We start from the raw sequence: 18,725 nt of genomic DNA, 5'->3' as shown, positions 1-18,725 counted from the left end.
TTCATAACCGCAGGATCAGCCTTACTCAGCGCACAGCCGAGATATCCGTTCCGGCCTCTTCCTTTGAGTACGCGTGCAGATCAAGAGGAGAACGGCACAGCACATTGTTGAGCGTTGCGCTCACACATTTAGCAACAAGCATCCAGTGGGTCTCGCCTATCGTTGGCGCATTGGTCCCGGAAAAGGCTCTTTTGATGTGTTGTCTCGCCACGGGCATTCGCGCACTGGCCGGACGGATAGCGGGGATCACTACGTCACAACCAACGAGAGATTGAGCTGTGTGGCTATGAGGGATTTGAAATGATGATGACGCTTTCCGAATATATGGCGGCAGTTCTCGACGTTCCGATGATCAGGATGAGTGAGAATACGGTAATGACACGTCAAGTAGTAACGGATGCGGGACAATCGATTCCCCTGCTGCTAATTGACGACGATCGCTCTCTCGCGTCTCTGCTTATGGAGTACTGCACCCCAGCAGGCTTTTCTATTCATTCGGCACTGAGTGGCGAAGAGGGACTTCTTCAATCACGTCAGAGATGTTTTTCTCTCATCATCCTCGATGTGAGCATGCCTGGCATCGACGGTTTCGAAGTGCTCAAGCGCTTACGCGAATTCACAGACACGCCGATTCTTATGCTGACTACGCGGGATGCGTCCGTGGATCGAGTACGTGGACTAGAGAGCGGCGCTGATGACTATCTAGCCAAGCCATTCCAACCAGAAGAACTGGTTGCTCGCATCAAGTCCATACTGCGACGCGTACATCGCAAAGAGAGGAGTGGTCAGATTGTGGTGGGCGACCTTGCCATGTATGAAGCAGAACGATCCCTCTTGTTATCCGGTCAGCGGCTTGACCTGACTGGAGCGGAATATGGCTTACTTCGTTTATTGTTGCTGAGTCCCGGAGAGCCTCTTACTCGAGAAGAATTGATTCCCAGCATCTTCGGACGTGAGCCCAATAGCTTCGATCGCAGTATCGACAATCTTGTAAACAATCTTCGGCGAAAGCTGGGACCACACCCGGATAGTTCGGAGCGAATCAAGTCTATTCGCAATGTGGGGTATTGTTACGTGCAGATGAGCGGCGAGAGTGGCGCATGAAGTTGTTCTTTCGCACCATGCTCATCACCTGGGCCGTGATGTCGCTCGTTGCATTATTGGCGTTATCCCTGCCATCTATCTTCAAACCATTTGGAGCAAGGGCCGTTCCGTTTCACACGCTGGAACGATGTGCCGAACGAGCAGTGCTGCAACATCAGAGTGGTCAACCGCAACTTCACGAAGATGACTCTGCTTGCGCGAATGGCCGACTCGTGGCCGCCAACGATACTGCCGGGACTGACCTTACGGGCCGTTCTCTCTCCGCCGATCAAATACAGATGGTGCAGAACGCGGAGCACAGTGGTGGCTTCGTGGTGAAGTTTTCGCCAGAGGGCACAGATGTGGCGCTCCGCATCGATTCTGCTCCACAGCCGAATGTCTATCTAGCAACCATTCCCTCTGCAGAGCCGCACTTTTTATTTCGCCATCTCAGCACACTGTCGCCGATCTTCATCGCGGGCTTTCTCTCTCTGTTTGTAGCGGCTTATGTTGTGCGTCCACTGACCGGCCTGAATACCGCGACGGAGAAGTTTGGAGGCGGAGATCTGAAGGTGAGAGTCCAGCCGCCGCTTGCAACACGCAAGGATGAGTTGGGGGACCTGGCTCGTACGTTCAATGGGATGGCTGGACGAATTGAGTCTCTGGTTATTGGATACAAAGATTTTTTGGCGCACGCATCGCATGAACTCGGCTCTCCTCTTACGCGCCTGAATATCGCGCTGGCATTGGCACGAAGGAAAGCTGGTCAGGATCTCGAACAGGAACTGGAGCGCATAAGCCAAGAGTCGTATCGCCTCAACAGCCTGGTACACGAGATGTTGTTGCTCGCGAGAATTGAGAGCGGGAACGAAGTGAATAAAGAACCAACTCTTTTCGATATGCGAATAATCATCGAAGAGGCGCACCGTGATGCAATGTTCGAGGCCGAGCAACATCAGAAAACTGTTGAGATTGCGGTGGTCGAGAGCTTCGTGGTTCGTGGTTATCCTGTTCTTCTTCAACGAGCCGTAGACAACGTTCTTCGTAATGCAGTTCGATTTGCGCGGCAACACGTCACGATCGAAGTCTCGCTCTCACGAGTTGAAACGCTGCCCAAGGGGCTCATCGTTATTCGAGATGATGGACCTGGTATTAAGCCCGGACAAGAGGAAGCAATTTTTGAACCGTTCGTAACATTGTCAGGATCCGAACCAACTGGCATAAGCGGAGGATCGGGACTCGGACTCGCTATTGCGCGACAGGCCGTCCTTGCGAATGGCGGTTCCATCTCCGCTCAGCCGGCACGCAACGGTGGCCTGGTTATTGCGATTGAGTTGCCTGCGGAATCATAGGCCCTCATCTGTGTAAGTTCCTGATGTGGGACTGAAATGTACGCCATCGATATTTTGCCTTCTGAGCTGTGGCGATCGACGTATTTCTTATCGGTGCTGCTTTGCGGCCTGAACGCCTGTTCGTTTCAGGAGAGTTATGAGGTTTGTGTCGGCGGTTTTTCTGATGACTTGTTTGCCGATGTGCGGGCAGAAGGCGATAGCTGGAGCTGATCGCGCTTCTGGGAAATCGCTCTTACCGCAGCGGGTGCTTGAGGAGGCGAAGGCGCGTGTGGATGCCAGGTGGTATCCGACTTTGGTGATTGCGTATGTGGATGGTGATCGTAGTGAGGTGGAAGCATTTGGGCGGCTTACCAATGGAGCGAAGCCAAATGGAGACACCGTCTATGAAATTGGCTCGATCACTAAGACATTCACGGGGGCGTTGTTGGCAGATGCTTTCCGGTCAGGACGTGTGAAGTCTGATACGCCGGTGGCGGCTTTGCTACCGGATTACAAGGTTCCGGCTCGCAATGGTTCTTCGATCACGCTGGCGGATCTTGCAACGCAGTCTTCTGGATTGCCTTATATGCCGGATAATCTGAGGCCTGCGGATGCGGCGAATCCTTACGCTGATTATGGTGCGGTGAAGTTGAAGGCCTTTCTTGCTGGCTATGTATTGAAGCGCAATCCCGGTGAAGCTTATGAGTATTCGAACCTTGGTTTTGGATTGTTGGGTGTCGCTTTAACGCAGCCTCAGCACTATGGTGACGCCTTGCGAGCGAAGATTTTTCAGCCGCTTGGAATGACGATGACCTCGGTGGGGATTACAGATGCTATGAAGATGCATCTCGCGAAGGGGCATAACAATCACAACCGGGAGACGGAGAATTGGCAGTTTGATGATGCTCTTGCGGGGTGCGGGAGCATTGATAGTACGGTCAACGATATGCTGCGCTATTTGAAGGCAAACATGGGGATTGGCGGGACAGCGACGACGACGTCGTTTCAGTTAGCGCAGCAGCCTCTTCGTGACGTGAATAAGACAGAGCGCATTGGTATGGCGTGGATGACGCGTGCATCGCAGCCTGAGGATGTTATCTGGCATAACGGCACGACCTTTGGTTATGCGAGTTTTATCGGGATTACGGCAGATAGGAAACGTGGCGTCGTCATTCTGACGAATATTGGTGGGAGTGTTGACGATCTTGGTTTTGCAGCACTATCGGATGCGTCGCTGCGTTCCTATAAAACGGTGGCGTTGGATCGATCGATTCTCAGTAGCGATGTAGGCGTGTTCAAGAATGCTGATGGCGGCTTGATCAAAATCTATCTTCAGGATGGCCAGCTGTATGCCCAGGCTAAGGGAGAGGATGGGATTCCACTGTTTCCGCTGTCTTCAGAAGAATTCTTCACGCGTATTGATGGATTCCATTTGATCTTTCATCGCAATGGCGACGGGCGCAACGACAGTGTTGTTCTTCGTCAGCAGGGCGGTGCTGATCGCGTTGCTCTTAGGCTTGAGGGTGCGGACGCTCGTGCGGCGCTTTCCACGTTTTAGGAGCAGAACATGGGCTGAGGAGTTAGATGACTTCCTTATGCTTTGTTTGCGAGCGCCAGTGAAACTGCGAGTTGATCGCCTTGCGGAGTGACGGATACTGCGCGGAAGTCTTGCACTAACAGATCGTGTTGCAGTTGCTCTGCTGGCATGGTCGTCAGCAAGCCTACTACCTGCATGCCTGCGCTGAGCGCTGCGTCGATGCCGGGGCGTGTGTCTTCGAATACGAGGCAGTCTTTGGGCTGCACGCCTAGTATTTCTGCGGCTTTCAGGAAGCCTTCTGGATTTGGTTTGCCCTTGCTGATCTCATCCACTGGAACGAGGACTTCTGGCATTGGTAGTCCTGCAGCATTTACGCGGATGGTGGCCAACGTTCTCCAAGCTGATGTGACGATTGCCCACGGATGGCCTTGTATTGCTTTTACAAATTCCATTGCGCCCGGAATGGCAACGATGCCTTCCAGCGTGGTTTCTTCGTGCACTGCGAGTTCTGCGACGTCTGCAGCGTGATCGTGCCCGGGGCGGAAGTGCTCCATCGTTGCAGATCCGGGACGCCCGTGCGAGAACTTGAGGATGGACTCGAGGTGAAGTCCATGACGTGAAGCCCATTTGGCCCAGCCTTGTTCAACGACCGCAGTTGAGTCGACAAGTGTGCCATCCATGTCAAACAGGATGGCTTTGCACCAAATGGTTACGGACTGATCCATGCTTCTGTTGCTCCTCACAAAGGCTTCAAGCGGAAGGCTCTCTACCAGCGTGAGCGATGCAAGGCGTTCTGTCCAATCGTCTCTATAAATGCGAGAGCTACTCTTCGAGTTCGCTCTCTTCGGGAGCGTCTGTGGGACTGGAGAATTCCATGCGGTAGCCGTCAGGATCGACAACTGGAACCACCCATAACCGGTTTCCTACAAATGGACGATTGCGGGTTTGTATTCCACGTGATTTGAATTCGCGATAGAGAGCCAGCGCATCCTCGCACTGAAAGCAGATGTTGACTCCTGATCCCAGCGGTTCTTTCGGTTTGCGTTCCGGGATGTACTCCTGCAGCATGATCGCGGCCTCGCCTAGCTCAAGCCAGCACCAGCGGATCTTGCCGTTGGGCTTGTCATGCTCTTGATCGCTGTCTGGAATCCAGCAGCGCTTCATGGTGAAACCGAGACCGTCCACATAGAATCGCAGCGACGCTTCCATGTTGGCTACGTTGAAGAACGGAACTGCTTGTCTTACGTTCATGCTTGTCATGGATTCGTCCTGCATCTTCCACCTCCCTGCCATTATGAATAACCGAGGCATCGCTTCATGCGGGCAATTGCAGTCATGGGATGAGCGTAGTAAGCAGGCATTCCCGTCTCTAAGCGGACGGTATGGCCGGTTTCAGTCCATGACGGTGCATGATTTCAACCATCTTTGCGCGGTCAGGCGGGCCTCCGGCCGCGGCTTTAAGTACCGCTGCTATCTCGCGGAAGTACTCCGGCCCAATGGCCGCAGGTGTGATGATGCAAAGCACCTTTGCGTCGTCCGTGGTGTTGTTGCGGAAGCTATGCACGGCTCCGCGGGGAACACAGGCTGCTTGTCCCGGACCTATTTCGAATGTTTTCCCTTCGACCGTCACGGTCAGCACACCGGATAGGCCGTAGGCCGTCTCCTCGTAGCCGTTGTGGCTATGGGGTGGCGCAGGGAGCCCCTCGGTGGGCGGGACGGTCATCTCAAAAGTGGCAACGCTGCCCGATGAGTTTTCTCCCGTAAGAAGAAAGCGAATACCAAGCGGGCCGACGAAAATGGTTTCCTCTGCAGGGTTAACTTCCAGACCGACAGCGTGAAGTTGAGTCATGAATTCTCCATTGGAGTAAACTATATTTACCCGTGAGGTAAACATAGTTTACAGGGAGTGTCAATGGCCGTTTCGCCGAAAAAATCCCCCCTTAAGCCCGGTGAAATCCTGATAGGCGCGTTGCTGCGCGTTCCCACTGAGGCAATCTTTAGGCGCATCGTGAGGGAACTGAACGAGGCAGGCTTTGAAGGACTTGCCCTTCCTCACATCGCGGTGATGCGGTATCCCGGGCCGGATGGGGAGCGCCCGGGAGTTCTGGCAGAACGCGCCGGCATCAGTAAGCAGGCTATGAACCGGTTGCTGGGCAGCCTGGAAGAGCTTGGGTATCTGAAGCGGATGGACGCATCAACCAATGGCTCCGCGCGGATTGTGCGCTTTACCCGGCGCGGCCATGCGGCATGGGCCAGGATCGTTGAGAGCCTGCGCGAGATCGAGCGCGAATGGAGCGCGGAGCTTGGGGAAAAGGACTTTGCTCAATTGAAGAAGCTGCTGGTCCGTGTCAGGGAAAGCCCGCTCGTCAGATAAGGAAACCCCACGACTCAAGATCGAGACGTGGGGTACTGGTTGCATCTTGGTTGTCGGCTATTGCGCTTCTGATGGTTTTAAAAGCTGTAGCGGAGGCCGCCTTCTATGCGTCGGCCGTTATCGCCTTGTGTAGCGCGACCGAAGGTGGGGGAACCTACTACGCTGCCTACGTTGGTGACGTTGAGGTGGTTCAGCACGTTGGAGCTGCGGATGTTTGCTGTTAGCGATTGCGGGTGTTCTGCCTTCGCGTTGTGCGTCAGCTTGAAGGTGCGCTGCAGGTTGGTGTCGAGATAGAAGGTCCAGGGCTGGGTGCCTGCGTTGCGACCGATTGTGGCTCCTGTGCCTGAGGTGGCGAGCAGGCCGTACTGCGTCTGGTAGGCGCAGTTGGATGCGATGGTCGCTGTGCAGATGGGCGTGCCGGTGGAGGCGATGAAGGGACGGTCGTTGAAGTTGCCGTCGCCGTTGTTATCAAAGCCGGTGGTGAGGTTGAACGGCGTGTCGCCCTGCGAGTTGAGACTGGTGCTGAGTTGCATGGCGTAGGGCAGCTTTGCAGTGGCGTTGCCGAAGATTTCCCATAGAGCGTTGCCAGTGCGGCGTGAGAATTCGCCGACGGTGGAGCCGGTGCGCTGGGGTGTGTAGAACGGGTCGTCGTTGGTGTTGTCGATCACGTTCACGCGTACGGCGCCGGAAGAGAACTGAATGTACTTCAGGCTTTGATTGGACAGCCCCATGAAGATGACGTTGCCGTAGCCGCGGCCATTCGATTGCCACTGAAGAATGTTGAGGTTCTGCTGCAGCGGACGCGGGCCGAGCGGTTGACCGTTGAGGGGCGAGTTGATGTTCTGCGAGTGTGTGTAGTGCCACAGTTGCGCGATGTAGTAGTCCGCAGAGACGCTCCAGTTCTTGCCCATGGTGTGGCTGAAGCCCAGGTTCTGAATGCTGAAGAACAGGTTGGGCAGGTGCGGTTCGACGTTGCGGATGGATTGCAGGGGTGTGGCGCCGACAAACGGATTACAGCTGTTGGGATTGAAGACGCCAGAGCAGGTGGGCGAATAGATGAGGCTTGTTTTGCGCTGGACGCCGTCATTGTCGAGCAGCTGTGCCCAGCTATGCGCAGAGAAGCGGCCGGAGAACATGCCTGCGTGGGCATGCAGTGTCCATTTGGAATCTTTGTCCGGCGCCCATGAGAGGCCGAAGCGTGGATTGAAATTGTTGTGCACCATGGGCTTGTTTTGCGTGTAGTAGCGCAGGCCCCATGCGAAGTGAAGACGCTGTGTGACCTTCCAATCGTCCTGAAAGAAGAGCGCGAAGCGGTATTGCGTGAGGTTGATGGTGGGGTCGCCGGCGATGTTGGAGTACTGCGTGGGCGAGCCGCCAGCCCAACCGTTGAGCGCGCGTACGTACTGCTCGACGCCGGTGATGGTTTGCGTTTGGCCGGTGGGGAGGTGATTGGCGTCGAGAACGGGTGCGGTGCCGCCACCGAAGAGCCATGTGCCATTGAAGTTGGTGGTGTAACGGAAGCGCTCGCGCAGCAGCTCGGACTGGATGCCGAATTTGAGGAGATGCTTGTCGAGATTGATGATGGCGTCGTCGTCGAATTCGACATCGACTTCATGGTCGCGGAAGGCACCGCTGGTGTTGCCGCCGCCGGTGAATGCGCCGGCGACTGAAAGCTGAGGCGCGAGGGAGTTGGGGGTCTGGTCCTTGCCGTCGAACTCGAAGCCGAGGCGGGCCTCATGCATGATCTTCGGCGAGACGACGGTCACGTTGGTGATGTGAAGTGTGTGATCGTAAGACTTCCTGGCGTAGGCATTTTCAGGGAGCGTGGTGCCGCCTGCGCCGACGTTCTGCTGGTCGTTCTGCCAGGCGTTGAAGCTGACGATGAATGTGTTCTTGTCGTTGAGCTGCCAGTCGACTTTTGCCATGCCGATCCAGCGGCTTTGCGTGGTGGGCACGTTGCCGAGGACGGGTGTCAGGTTGCCGGAGGGGTCGACGGCGATGGCGTTGATGGCTGCGAAGTTGTTGACGGTGCGGTGCTCGAGATTGAGAACGAAGTCCGAACCTTTTTTGCGAATGGGGCCGGTGAGTTCAAAGCCGTAGCGCTGCTTGCCGAGTGCTGCGCGGCTGACAGAGAAGGGATCGCGCGCGTTCATCCATGCGCTGGAATTGGTGGCGAAGAGAGCGCCATGATACGAGGGCTGGCCGGGCTTGGTGTAGATCTGGACCTGTCCGCCGCCGAAGGGCGGGTTGCGGTATTCCGCAGAGAAGAGATCGGGGTTGACCTTGATGTAGGCGATGGATGATTTCGGTGGGATGGTGGAGTTGTTGTCGCCACTGACGAAACCATCGATGGAGATGGTTGTGTTGCCGGGTGCGCCGCCTGCGGCTGCAGCCATCTGCTGGAGTTGGCGCAGGAGGTCATCGGGATCATCGGCAAGGGTTTGCAGGCGCTTGCCGGAGATGGTGGTGGATGGGCCCGTGGCTGTGGCGGAATTTACTGCAGCGGGATTCTCGTCATCGGTGTCTGCGACGTCGATGGAGGTCTGTACTTCTTCAGGCTGCAGTGTGATGGAGAGTTCGCTGGCGTGGGGGAGCGAGACGGGCATCATCAGTGGGGCGAAGCCGCTGAAGGTGACTTGCAGCGTGTGGCGACCTGCGGGCACGCAAGCAATATGGAAGCGGCCTGCGGCGTCGCCGATTACGGGCGTGGTGTCGTCGATTTGTACGGATGCGCCGGGGATGATTGCGGCGGTGGAGTCGTGCACCAGGCCGGTGAGCGGCGTGCATTTCGACTGCGCGCCTGCAGCAGAAAGTGCAAGCGCAGGTGTTACCGCCGTAATCAGGGCGAACAAATTCAGTTTCACAGTAATTCTCTCGAAAATCGTTGGTTTTACAGGGGACAACTACCGGCTCACGCATCCGGCTTCAAAAAAGCGATGAAGCGTTATACGGAAGCTGAGTGGGATTGGTTCCTGTAGATGAGTACGAAATTTGAGAGGTGGGAGAAGTAAAAATTTTTGTTGCGGATTAAGAATGTTGCGGGACAGCGGATGTTGCGGAGGTATCGCGTGGAGCGAAGCGCGCTCCACCCCATTGCAGGATGGACGATGCTACCAACGCAATGACGGAGACACCGAGGCCGATGTGCAGGTTGGTGTGATCGCTGACAAATCCGATGATGCGTGGCGATGGGACGTCGCCAAAGAGATGGATGAGGAAGAGTTGACCTGCGAGCGCGGTGGAACGGACGCGTGCGCTGACCGAGTTCACGATGGCTGCATTGACCGGACCGCTGCCGAGGAAGAGTGCCAGCTCTGCGATGGCCAATGATGGCAGCATGAATTGCTTCGGTCCGAAGAAGCAGAACAATGCAAACGGGATGCATAGTGCCGGGCCGATGGCGCAGACCCAGTAGAGGGCGCGATGGTCGGTCTTGAGCCATCGTTGCGCCCACCATCCACCGATGGCGGTGCCGAGGATGCCGGTGACTGCAGTGATGGCACCGACGGAGAAGCCTGCGGATGTGGCGGACATGCCTGCTTCGCGCTGAAGGAAGCTGGGAATCCATGCGCTGATGCCGCCGATGGTGAAGGTGGTCATGGCGTAACCCATGGTGGCGGTGAGGTAGGCAGGGTTCTTCAGAAGGTCGAGTACTGCGGCTGACTTCTTCTTTTCGCCGCGGGTGTCGGATTCGCCGCGTTCCGGCTCGCGCAGGAAAAACAGAATGACAAATGCGATGAGTACGCCGGGTACGGCGGAGATGTAAAACGCTGAACGCCAGCCGTGATTTTGTCCGACCCATCCACCGAAGCTGTAGCCGAGCGCCGCGCCGACGGGGATGGCGACGTTGAAGATGGTGAGGGCGCGGTTACGTTGCGAGGGCGGGTAGTAGTCGCTGAGGAGCGCGGGGCCGTAGATGCCGAAGCTGGCTTCGCCGATGCCGAGCGCGGCGTGACGGAAGAGCAGGCCGTCGAAGTTGTGCACCATGGCGGTGAAGAGATTGACGCTGCTCCAGAGTAGAGCGCCGATGACGATGAGGGGCTTGCGGGGGAAGCGGTCGCCGAGCCAGCCGGTGAGCGGCGCCGCAATGATGTAGGTGAGGAAGAAGTATGTGGTGAGTGCGCCGATGCGCTCGTCAGAGACGTGGAACTCTGACTTGATCATCTCCTGCACGCCGGGCAGGATGTAGCGGTCAATGTAGTTGACGAGGTTGAGTGAGGTGAGCAGCACCAAAGCTACGGTGGCGGCTTTCGCGTTGGCTTTGGTCTCTGCGGTCATCGCGAGGAGGATAGCAGGTCTGCTGCGACCTTGAAGAGTCCCACGTCTCTTGGTGAGGCGTGGGACTCATTCGTTTCTTTACGCAGTCTTCAGGCGCTTGCCGAGGACTTCCGCGATACCGATCGACGCGATGCCGATGATGAGGTGCGTGATCTGGATGTAGGGCAGGCCCGGGCGGCCGATGTGGGTGAGCTGCATGATGCCGATGACGGGCAGCAAGATGGCCATGAGGATGGTGCCGGCGGCGAGGCCAACTGCGCGTCCGAGACCCATGAGGCCAAGCACGAGCATCAGCAGCGCGATGGCGAAACCGATGTACATGTGTACGCTGATGGGCCACGCAACCACGTGGAAGTAAAACGCAACGCCCGTGATGAGGTTCACAAGCCACAGCAGGCGGATGGTCATGAGTGTGCCTTTAAGCATGTGAGTATCGTACCGCGCCGGGGCTGGGCTTCGTGGCTAAATGTCGTGGTCAGTCGAGGATATCGGTCTGGGTGTCCAAGACAGTTGCTCCAATACCTACAGCGAGGCGGTTGACTTCATCTTCCACTTCGTGGAGTTGGCCCTGGAGGTAATCGCGACTGCTGTGGATGGCCGCGATGCCGATGGTGGCGCGGTTCCACATGGGCGTTTCGTCGAGTTCGGCTACGGAGATGTTGAAGCCGTGACGGAGTTTGTCTTTGAGCGAACGCACGACCTGGCGGCGATCCTTGAGGGATTGCGCGTGTTCGATGGCGAGGTCGATGGTGAGCGTGGCGATGGGCATGTTTTGCGCTTCCTGGAAGATTTTAGGCTTCGTCTACGAGAGACGCACCCCGGTGTTCATGGTGCGTTCATGGCGATGGGCTAGTGTTGGGGCAGGCGCTCCGTGTGAGACGATTGTTGGCAGGCGGCGCGGGTATGGTTTCTGCTGCTGGATTTCCGTTTTTCTCAGGGGTGGTTTTGCTTCGTCGGGTCGCAGGGATGTGCGCTCTGCTGTTGGGTATTGGCTGTGGCGCGGCGGCCGCGGCACAGCAGATGACGCTGACCGGAGCGGGTTCGACCTTTGCCTATCCTCTTTATTCCAAATGGGCTGCCGAATATCTGAAGACGCATCCGCGGATTCAGGTGAATTACCAGAGCATTGGATCGGGCGGCGGTATCCGGCAGGTGAGCATTGGCACCGTGGATTTTGGCGGCACCGATGGGCCGATGACGGATTCGCAGCTGGCCGAGGCACGGACCAAGCTGAACGGCGCGAACATCCTGCACTTTCCTACGGCGCTGGGTGCGGCGGTTCCGGTTTATAACCTGCCCAGTGTTTCGGCAGAGTTGAACTTTACGCCGGCGGCGCTGGCGGGAATTTTTCTGGGCACGATTCAGAAGTGGAACGATCCGGAGATTGCGCGGGCGAATCCGGGGGTGAAGCTGCCGAATGAGTTCATCCTGGTGATCCATCGCGCGGATGGCAGTGGTACTTCGTTTTTGTGGGTGGATTACCTGGCGAAGGTGAATCCGGCGTTTGCGGCGAAGGTGCGGGTTTCGACTTCGCCGCATTGGCCGGTGGGGTTGGGCGGCAAGGGCAATGAGGGTGTTGCCGGGTTGGTGCGGCAGATGCCGAACTCGATTGGTTATGTGGAGTTGGTGTACGCGTTGAACAGCCACATGCTTTACGGGAGGATTCAGAACCGCGAGGGGCAGTTTGTGAAGGCGGATCTGAATTCTGTTTCGGCTGCGGCGACGGCGATGTCGAAGTTAATGCCAGCCGATTTCCGCGCGGACATTACGAACCCGCCGGGAGCGGGCAGCTATCCTGTGTGCAGCTTTACGTGGATGCTGGTGCCGACGAGGATGGCGGATCGCGCGAAGGGCGCGGCGCTGAAAGAGTTTTTGACGTGGGGCCTGACGGACGGGCAGAGATATGGTGCTGCACTGTCGTACGCGCCGCTGTCGAAGGATATTGTGGATCGCGAGTTACAGGCGCTGAAGCAGTTGCAGTACTGAAGAGATGGGAATGACGACCACAGAGACATCGCCGGAGATGGTTGCGCAGAAGCCTGCAGGGGCGACGAAGTTGTCGTTCATGGAGCGGCTGCGTAAGGGCGATGAGGCTGCTTATCTGATTACGCTTTGTGCGGCGTTACTCGTGGTGTTGATCACCGGGTTGCTGGCGCAGCATCTTTGGGTGAATTCGGTGTTGTCGCGGCATCAGTCAGGCTGGCGTTTTCTTTGGAGCAGTGAGTGGGACCCGGGTAGCGAGATTTTTGGCGCGTTGCCGTTTATCTACGGGACCCTTGTGACCAGTGTGCTTTCACTGGCGATTGCGATTCCCATTGGATTGGGCGCTGCGATTTTTCTGGCGGAGATGGCGCCGCGCAAGTTGAGCGATGTGCTGACGTTCCTGGTGGAATTGTTGGCGGCTGTGCCGAGCGTGATCTTTGGCTTGCTGGGTATCTTTGTACTGGTGCCGATCCTGAGCAACTATGTGGTGCCACCGCTGCGCGCACTGTTTGGTTGGCTACCTATATTTCAGGGCGCCTTCTATGGCGTGAGTTACTTCTCCGCTTCTGTGGTTCTGGCCATCATGATTGTGCCGTTCATTGTGTCGATCTCGCGCGAGGTGTTGTTGAGCGTGCCTGCTTCGCAGCGTGAAGCGATGATGGCGCTGGGCGCGACGAAGTGGGATGTGACGTGGCGTGCGGTGGTGCCGTATGCCAGCCGCGGCATTATGGGCAGCGTGTTTCTTGCGTTGGCGCGTGCGCTGGGCGAGACGATGGCTGTGACCATGGTGATTGGCAATGTGCCGGATGTGCATCTGTCATTGCTGGCGCCGGGATACACGATTGCATCTGTGATTGCTAATGAGTTCACCGAGGCGACGGGCGATCTTTATATCCACGCGTTGATTGAGCTTGGTCTGGTGCTTTTTGTGACGACCATGCTGATTAATGCAGCCGCACGACTACTGATGCTGCGTTTTAAGGTGCAGGAGGTGAATGCGTGATGAGACTCATGCTTTCTGCTGTTGCACCGTTGTTAATGGTTACGCTGCTGGGTTGTGACAATACGTTTGATGCGGCGGCGGCGAATCCATCTGCCGAAACCGTTCGGCAGTACGTGGAGAGCGGCTGGATGCCGCATGGCGTGCCGCAGAATCTGCGCGCTGTGAAGGTGAGCGGCGATACGGATACTGAGCGTTTCGTGGGGACATTCACCAGCGATGCCACGGATGCATTCCTGTCGAAGTGCAAGTTGGATAAGGATGGGTTTGTTATAGAAACCGGGTTGCCGAAGTGGTTTCCGGAGGAAGTGCGTGCGACGAATTCCTCTGACACGCTTCGCGCTGCAGGTTATGAGACCTATAACTGCGCAGACGATTTTGCCGTGATTCGCAAGGGAACGGATAAGACGGTTTGGTTCTGGTCGGACAGGGAGGATGACGACTGATGGCGTCGCCTGCGTATCCTCCGAAACGTCGCCGCGTGGTGAACGCGGTGATGCTCACGCTCACCGGGCTTTGCACGTTGCTGGTGGTGAGTGTGTTGTTCTTCATCCTGGGCTATCTTGCGTGGCACGGTGCGCGTTCGTTGAACTGGGACTTCTTCACGAAGTTGCCTGCGCCTGTGGGGCAAGAGGGCGGCGGCATGGCGAACGCCTTGGTGGGTTCGCTGAAGATGCTGTTGATCGCAAGTGCGATTGGTATTCCGATTGGAATGCTGGCAGGCATTTATCTTGCGGAGTTTGGACGCGGCTGGCTGTCGGGCCTGGTGCGTTACATGACGGATTTGTTGAATGGTGTGCCGTCGATTGTGATGGGCATCTTTGTGTACACGCTGGTGGTGTTGCCGATGCGGCATTTCTCCACGTTGGCGGGCGGTATTGCGCTGGGCATCATGATGATCCCGATTGCGCTGCGGTCGACGGAAGAGTTTCTGCGCGGTGTGCCGAACAGTATGCGTGAGAGCGGACTGGCGTTGGGTGCGAGCAAGGCGCAGACCGTGTTCACGGTGATTGTGCCTTCGGCGATTACGGGTATCGTTACGGGCATCATGCTGAACCTGGCGCGCGTGGCGGGTGAGACGGCCCCACTGTTGTTTACGGCGTTTGGCAACCAGTTCTGGAGCAAGGGCGTGAACGAGCCCACTGCTTCGTTGCCGGTGATGATTTTCAATTACGCAATTTCGCCGTATGAGGATTGGCACCGGCAGGCCTGGGCTGCGGGTTTTGTGTTGCTGATGGCGGTGCTGGCGATCAACATTGTGGCGCGCGTGATTCTGCAACGCGGACGGCGGGTGAGCCGATGAGTTCGCTGGCGAGTGTGTTTGCACCGCAGGGTGCAGTGGCGGAAGACTTTGCGAACCCACAGTTCACTGCGCGCGAGGTGAATTTTTATTACGGTGGCTTTCATGCGTTGCACGATATTTCGATTGTGCTGCCTTCGCGAAAAGTTACTGCGCTGATTGGGCCTTCGGGCTGTGGCAAGTCGACGTTTCTGCGCATTCTGAATCGCATGTATGAGACGGTGCCGCATACGCGCCTCTCTGGCGATGTGTTGCTGGGCGAGCAAAATCTGTTTGACTTTGATTCGATTGTGCTGAGACGCAAGGTGGGCATGGTGTTTCAGAAGCCCATGCCGTTCTTCAAGTCGATCTATGACAACGTGGCGTATGGGCTGCGGGTGAACCACATTGTGGGTCGTGGCGAAATTGACGAACGTGTCGAGAAGAGCTTGCAGCGTGCGGCGCTGTGGAATGAAGTGAAGGATCGGTTGCACTCGTCGGCGCTTGGATTGAGCGGCGGTCAGCAACAACGACTTTGCATTGCGCGTGCGTTGGCGATTGATCCGGAAGTGCTGCTGATGGATGAGCCGTGTTCCGCGCTTGATCCGATTGCGACGGCGAAGATTGAAGAGTTGATGGTGGAGTTGAAAGAGCAGTGCACCATCATCACCGTGACCCACAACATGTTGCAGGCGGCGCGTGTGGCGGACTATACGGGTTTCTTCATGGCGGGACGGCTGATGGAATTTGATGCTTCGCGCGTGATCTTCCAGCGGCCTGCACGGCGCGAGACGGAAGAGTATGTGACCGGGCGGTTTGGCTGAGATTACGCCGCGTCGTTTCATGACGTGAGCGTGCTTCTTCTGTTGTGTGGAAGAATGCTGCGGTGAAATCCCTTGGATGGTTTGCTGTTGCCAGTGTGGTTGCAGGTTCTCTGCTGCCTCTGTCTCTTCGTGTTCATGCGCAGAAGAATGCGGGGGAGTCGTTGCCGGTTTGGGCTTGGCCGTTATTGCCGCCGGGTACGCCTGCTGCACCTGCGGCAAAGCCTACTGGCGAAGTGATGCATGTGCCGGGAAGCTCGGCTTCCTATACGGATAAAGAGATTCCGGGTTTATTTCTGGTGCCGGATTGGTTTCCGAATGAGCATCCGAAGATGCCTCAGGTGGTTGCGGTGGGGCGTGCGCCGGGTGTGAATGCGTGCGGGCATTGTCATTTGCCTACGGGTATGGGGCGACCGGAGAACATGAGCGTTGCCGGGTTGCCGAAGGGCTACATGATGCAGCAGATGGCGGATTTTCGCGATGGTCTGCGTAAGTCGTCGGAGCCTCGCTTTGGATCGACTCGGGCCATGATTCACACGGCTCAGCAGGCTACGCCGGAAGAGGTAGAGGCGGGTGTGGACTACTTCGCTTCTTTGAAGCCGGTGAAGTGGATTCGTGTGGTGGAGACGGATCGTGTGCCGTTGACTAAGGTGGGCGCGTTGATGATGGTTGTCGCGGATGCGAAGACAGAGCCAATTGGTGATCGTGTAATCGAAGTGCCGGAGGATCTGGAGCAGACAGAGTTGCGGAATCCGCATTCGGGATTTGTGGCGTATGTGCCGGTGGGGTCGTTGAAGAAGGGCAATGCGCTGACTCGGACTTGTGTGGCGTGCCATGGGAAAGACTTGCGCGGTGTGGGCGATGTGCCGTCGATCGTTGGTAGGTCGCCGAGCCAGATGACGCGGCAATTGATTGATTTTCAGACAGGTGCGCGCAATGGAACGCATGCCGCGATGATGAAGCCGGTGGTGCAGAACATGACACTGCCGCAGATGGTGGCGATTACGGGATACCTAGCTTCGCTGCGGCCCTGAAATCTCCTTGATTGGCCGTGAATATCCGGTGTTAGGATGAAATCTTCCAAACATCGCATTTCGGTTGGGCTGAGGCCCACAAGGAGTTACGCATGGCCAGATTTCTGGTTCATATGCTTACTGCCAGTTGCCTGGCTGTAGTCCCGGCAATGGCGCAGGCACCCGCTGTTTCTGACGTGAACACGCAGCTGCGTGCGCAGGAGACGAAGGATTCGCAGCTGATGTGGTGGCTGCATGAAGTCACCGATGTGTATGGTCCTCGGCTGACAGGTTCGCCGGGATTGAAGGCTGCGCAGGACTTTGCTGTGAAGCAGATGAAGGCCTGGGGATTCCAGAATGTTCACCTGGAGCCGTGGAACTTTAACCATCCGGGATGGCAGAACTACGAGACGGTGGCGAATGTTACCGCTCCGTTCCAGCAACCGTTGAATGTGCGCGCTGTGTCGTGGACGCCGGGAACGAAGGGCATGGTCGAGGGGAAGGTGCTGGTGGTGGAACCGCCGCTGCCTCCGCCGGTTGCGCTTGGTCGTGGTGGTGCGTTTGGTCGGGGCGGTGGGCCTTCGCCTGAACAGCTGAAGGCGATGGAGCAGGCGGGAACATCTCCTGCGCCGATGCCAGCGGCCAAGCCCGAAGAGCATAAGCCTGTTACGCAGGCGGATCTGGACGCTTACCTGGCTTCGATCAAGGACAAGGTCAAGGGCTCGGTGATCTTCTACGGTCCGCATGTGGAAGTGCCGGAAAACTTTGCGCCGGCGACGCTGCGTCGTCCGGATGAGCAGTGGGAGCAGCAGGCTGGTCGTCGTGGTGGTTTCCCCACGCCGCCGACTCCTCCGAAGACAGAAGGATTGACGCTTGCCGAAGTAACGGGGCAGGTGAACAAGTTCCTGATTGCGAATGGTGCGCTGGCCAAGGTGACGGACTCGGGTCGTGCGTATGGCATTGTGCTGCAACAGTCGACTGCTGGTTACAACGAGAATCCTGATAGCCCGAATCTGCCGACGCTGGTGATGGGTAATGAGGATTATGGCCGCATCTATCGCACGACGAAGATCGACCATCTTCCTGTGACGATTCGGTTGAACGTGAAGAGCGAGTTCTATCCTGCAGGCAAGACTGTTTACAACGTAGTCGGCGAATTGCCGGGTACGGATAAGAGCGACGAAGTGGTGATGGCAGGCGGCCACTTTGATTCGTGGAATCCGGCGACGGGCGCTACGGATAATGCTGCAGGTAGCACGGTTGCCGTGGAAGCATTGCGATTGATTAAGGTACTTAACCTTCCGCATCGTCGTACGATTCGTGTGGCGCTGTGGAGTGGTGAAGAGCAGGGCCTGTATGGTTCGTTGGCGTATGTGGCTCAGCATTTTGGCAGCGCGGAAAATCCGAAGCCGGAGTGGTACAAGCTGGACGCCTATCTGAACTTGGATGACGGTACGAGCAAGCCGCGTGCAGCAAGCGTGTTTGGGCCTCCGGAAGCTGCGGCGATGGTGCAGGGCGCGATGGATAACTTCAAGGACTGGGGTTTCTATCACGTGAGTCCGACGGTTGGCCGACAGACTGGTGGAACTGACAGCACCTCGTTCAACAACGCAGGTCTGCCGGGCGTTGGTTATAGCCAGGATCCGTTTGACTACAACACGTATACGCATCACACCAGCTTCGATACGTACGAGCGCATCTATGAGCCGGATATGCGCGAAGCTGCGGTGGAGGAAGCGTTGACGCTGTATGCGTTGGCGAATGCAGACCAGATGGTGCCGCGCTGCTCAGTGGCAACGATGCCTGCGCCTCCTGTGCCGAATGCACGCGTGATTGCTGCTCGCAAGAGCACGCTGCCGCGCACGCCGGTGGAGGAGTTCATGTTGCCAGAAGGCGCAACGGCTCCTGAGCGTCCTAATCCATGCACTGCGGTGCAACCGAAAGAAGCTGCTCCGGTTTCGTGGAAGTAGTTTTCATTCTTAACAAATGAAGAGGTCAGCCGATGATCCGGCTGGCCTCTTCGTTT

19 protein-coding genes are annotated in these 18,725 nt (G+C 57.0%); 12 read left to right on the top strand and 7 right to left on the bottom strand.

All coding sequences use genetic code 11. The annotated features are described in order from the left end of the window. The first annotated feature begins 375 nt into the window (after nt 1-375). From M504_RS16280 to M504_RS16270, 4 genes are read left to right on the top strand one after another with little or no spacing between them, the layout of a single operon-like run. Nucleotides 376-1,104 (top strand): response regulator transcription factor, encoded by a 729-nt coding sequence (locus M504_RS16280; protein WP_052201004.1) that lies wholly within the window; start codon nt 376-378, stop codon nt 1,102-1,104. Then, nucleotides 1,101-2,435 carry a HAMP domain-containing sensor histidine kinase gene (locus tag M504_RS16275; protein WP_052200926.1) on the top strand — a complete coding sequence of 445 codons (1,335 nt, stop codon included), beginning with the start codon at nt 1,101-1,103 and terminating at the stop codon, nt 2,433-2,435. The genes M504_RS16280 and M504_RS16275 overlap by 4 nt, the downstream gene beginning before the upstream one ends. Nucleotides 2,436-2,471: 36 nt before the next feature. Next, nucleotides 2,472-2,645, top strand: a complete 174-nt coding sequence (locus tag M504_RS22370) for a hypothetical protein (protein WP_198137662.1) — start codon at nt 2,472-2,474, stop codon at nt 2,643-2,645. A 58-nt stretch (nt 2,646-2,703) separates the two neighbouring features. Continuing rightward, entirely contained in the window at nt 2,704-3,972 is a 1,269-nt protein-coding gene (locus tag M504_RS16270; protein WP_198137661.1) for a serine hydrolase, read from the top strand. Between the two features lie 35 nt (nt 3,973-4,007). On the opposite strand, the gene M504_RS16265 is transcribed toward M504_RS16270, so the two are convergent. The 3 genes from M504_RS16265 to M504_RS16255 all read right to left on the bottom strand — a co-directional run bounded on the left by M504_RS16265 (nt 4,008) and on the right by M504_RS16255 (nt 5,800). Beyond that, a complete protein-coding gene (locus M504_RS16265) occupies nt 4,008-4,676 on the bottom strand; it encodes an HAD-IA family hydrolase (RefSeq protein ID WP_047495815.1) in 669 nt (222 codons plus the stop codon). 97 nt (nt 4,677-4,773) lie between these two features. Beyond that, nucleotides 4,774-5,226, bottom strand: a complete 453-nt coding sequence (locus M504_RS16260; protein WP_047495811.1) for a VOC family protein — start codon at nt 5,224-5,226, stop codon at nt 4,774-4,776. A 94-nt stretch (nt 5,227-5,320) separates the two neighbouring features. Continuing rightward, nucleotides 5,321-5,800, bottom strand: a complete 480-nt coding sequence (locus tag M504_RS16255; RefSeq protein WP_047495808.1) for a cupin domain-containing protein — start codon at nt 5,798-5,800, stop codon at nt 5,321-5,323. A gap of 63 nt (nt 5,801-5,863) precedes the next feature. Between M504_RS16255 and M504_RS16250 the strand changes: the two genes are divergently transcribed. Further along, complete coding sequence (locus M504_RS16250; protein WP_047495805.1) at nt 5,864-6,325, top strand: MarR family winged helix-turn-helix transcriptional regulator; 462 nt, start codon at nt 5,864-5,866, stop codon at nt 6,323-6,325. A 77-nt stretch (nt 6,326-6,402) separates the two neighbouring features. Here the strand turns inward: M504_RS16250 and M504_RS16245 are convergent, their stop codons facing one another. The 4 genes from M504_RS16245 to M504_RS16230 form a co-directional block, all read right to left on the bottom strand. Next, nucleotides 6,403-9,189: a TonB-dependent receptor gene (locus tag M504_RS16245; protein WP_047495802.1), complete on the bottom strand. Its 2,787-nt coding sequence runs from the start codon at nt 9,187-9,189 to the stop codon at nt 6,403-6,405. A gap of 163 nt (nt 9,190-9,352) precedes the next feature. Continuing rightward, the gene (locus M504_RS16240) at nt 9,353-10,603 is read right to left on the bottom strand and encodes an MFS transporter (protein ID WP_047495799.1); all 1,251 of its coding nucleotides are present in this window, start codon (nt 10,601-10,603) and stop codon (nt 9,353-9,355) included. A gap of 78 nt (nt 10,604-10,681) precedes the next feature. After that, the gene (locus M504_RS16235; protein WP_047495797.1) at nt 10,682-11,029 is read right to left on the bottom strand and encodes a hypothetical protein; all 348 of its coding nucleotides are present in this window, start codon (nt 11,027-11,029) and stop codon (nt 10,682-10,684) included. A gap of 49 nt (nt 11,030-11,078) precedes the next feature. Then, the gene (locus tag M504_RS16230) at nt 11,079-11,372 is read right to left on the bottom strand and encodes a DUF503 domain-containing protein (RefSeq protein ID WP_047495794.1); all 294 of its coding nucleotides are present in this window, start codon (nt 11,370-11,372) and stop codon (nt 11,079-11,081) included. 104 nt (nt 11,373-11,476) lie between these two features. On the opposite strand from M504_RS16230, the gene pstS reads away from it, so the two are divergent. The 7 genes from pstS to M504_RS16195 all read left to right on the top strand — a co-directional run bounded on the left by pstS (nt 11,477) and on the right by M504_RS16195 (nt 18,669). Continuing rightward, entirely contained in the window at nt 11,477-12,589 is a 1,113-nt protein-coding gene (gene pstS, locus M504_RS16225; protein ID WP_232296330.1) for a phosphate ABC transporter substrate-binding protein PstS, read from the top strand. A 10-nt stretch (nt 12,590-12,599) separates the two neighbouring features. Continuing rightward, the gene (gene pstC / locus M504_RS16220; RefSeq protein WP_198137660.1) at nt 12,600-13,589 is read left to right on the top strand and encodes a phosphate ABC transporter permease subunit PstC; all 990 of its coding nucleotides are present in this window, start codon (nt 12,600-12,602) and stop codon (nt 13,587-13,589) included. Then, on the top strand, nt 13,589-14,032 hold the full coding sequence (locus M504_RS16215) for a hypothetical protein (protein WP_047495790.1): 444 nt from the start codon (nt 13,589-13,591) through the stop codon (nt 14,030-14,032). The genes pstC and M504_RS16215 overlap by 1 nt, the downstream gene beginning before the upstream one ends. Further along, complete coding sequence (gene pstA / locus M504_RS16210) at nt 14,032-14,889, top strand: phosphate ABC transporter permease PstA (RefSeq protein WP_047495788.1); 858 nt, start codon at nt 14,032-14,034, stop codon at nt 14,887-14,889. The genes M504_RS16215 and pstA overlap by 1 nt, the downstream gene beginning before the upstream one ends. Next, a complete protein-coding gene (pstB, locus tag M504_RS16205) occupies nt 14,886-15,689 on the top strand; it encodes a phosphate ABC transporter ATP-binding protein PstB (protein WP_084214474.1) in 804 nt (267 codons plus the stop codon). Before pstA ends, pstB begins: the two co-directional genes overlap by 4 nt. A 62-nt stretch (nt 15,690-15,751) precedes the next feature. Further along, nucleotides 15,752-16,720 (top strand): hypothetical protein, encoded by a 969-nt coding sequence (locus M504_RS16200; protein ID WP_047495785.1) that lies wholly within the window; start codon nt 15,752-15,754, stop codon nt 16,718-16,720. Between the two features lie 92 nt (nt 16,721-16,812). After that, entirely contained in the window at nt 16,813-18,669 is a 1,857-nt protein-coding gene (locus M504_RS16195) for a M20/M25/M40 family metallo-hydrolase (RefSeq protein WP_047495783.1), read from the top strand. Nucleotides 18,670-18,725 lie beyond the last annotated feature (56 nt).

The sequence above is a fragment of the Terriglobus sp. TAA 43 genome, assembly GCF_000800015.1.
In the GTDB taxonomy this organism is placed as follows: domain Bacteria; phylum Acidobacteriota; class Terriglobia; order Terriglobales; family Acidobacteriaceae; genus Terriglobus.
Note: the sequence above shows the minus strand (reverse complement) of the source record. Positions and strands in the feature narration are given on the sequence as shown.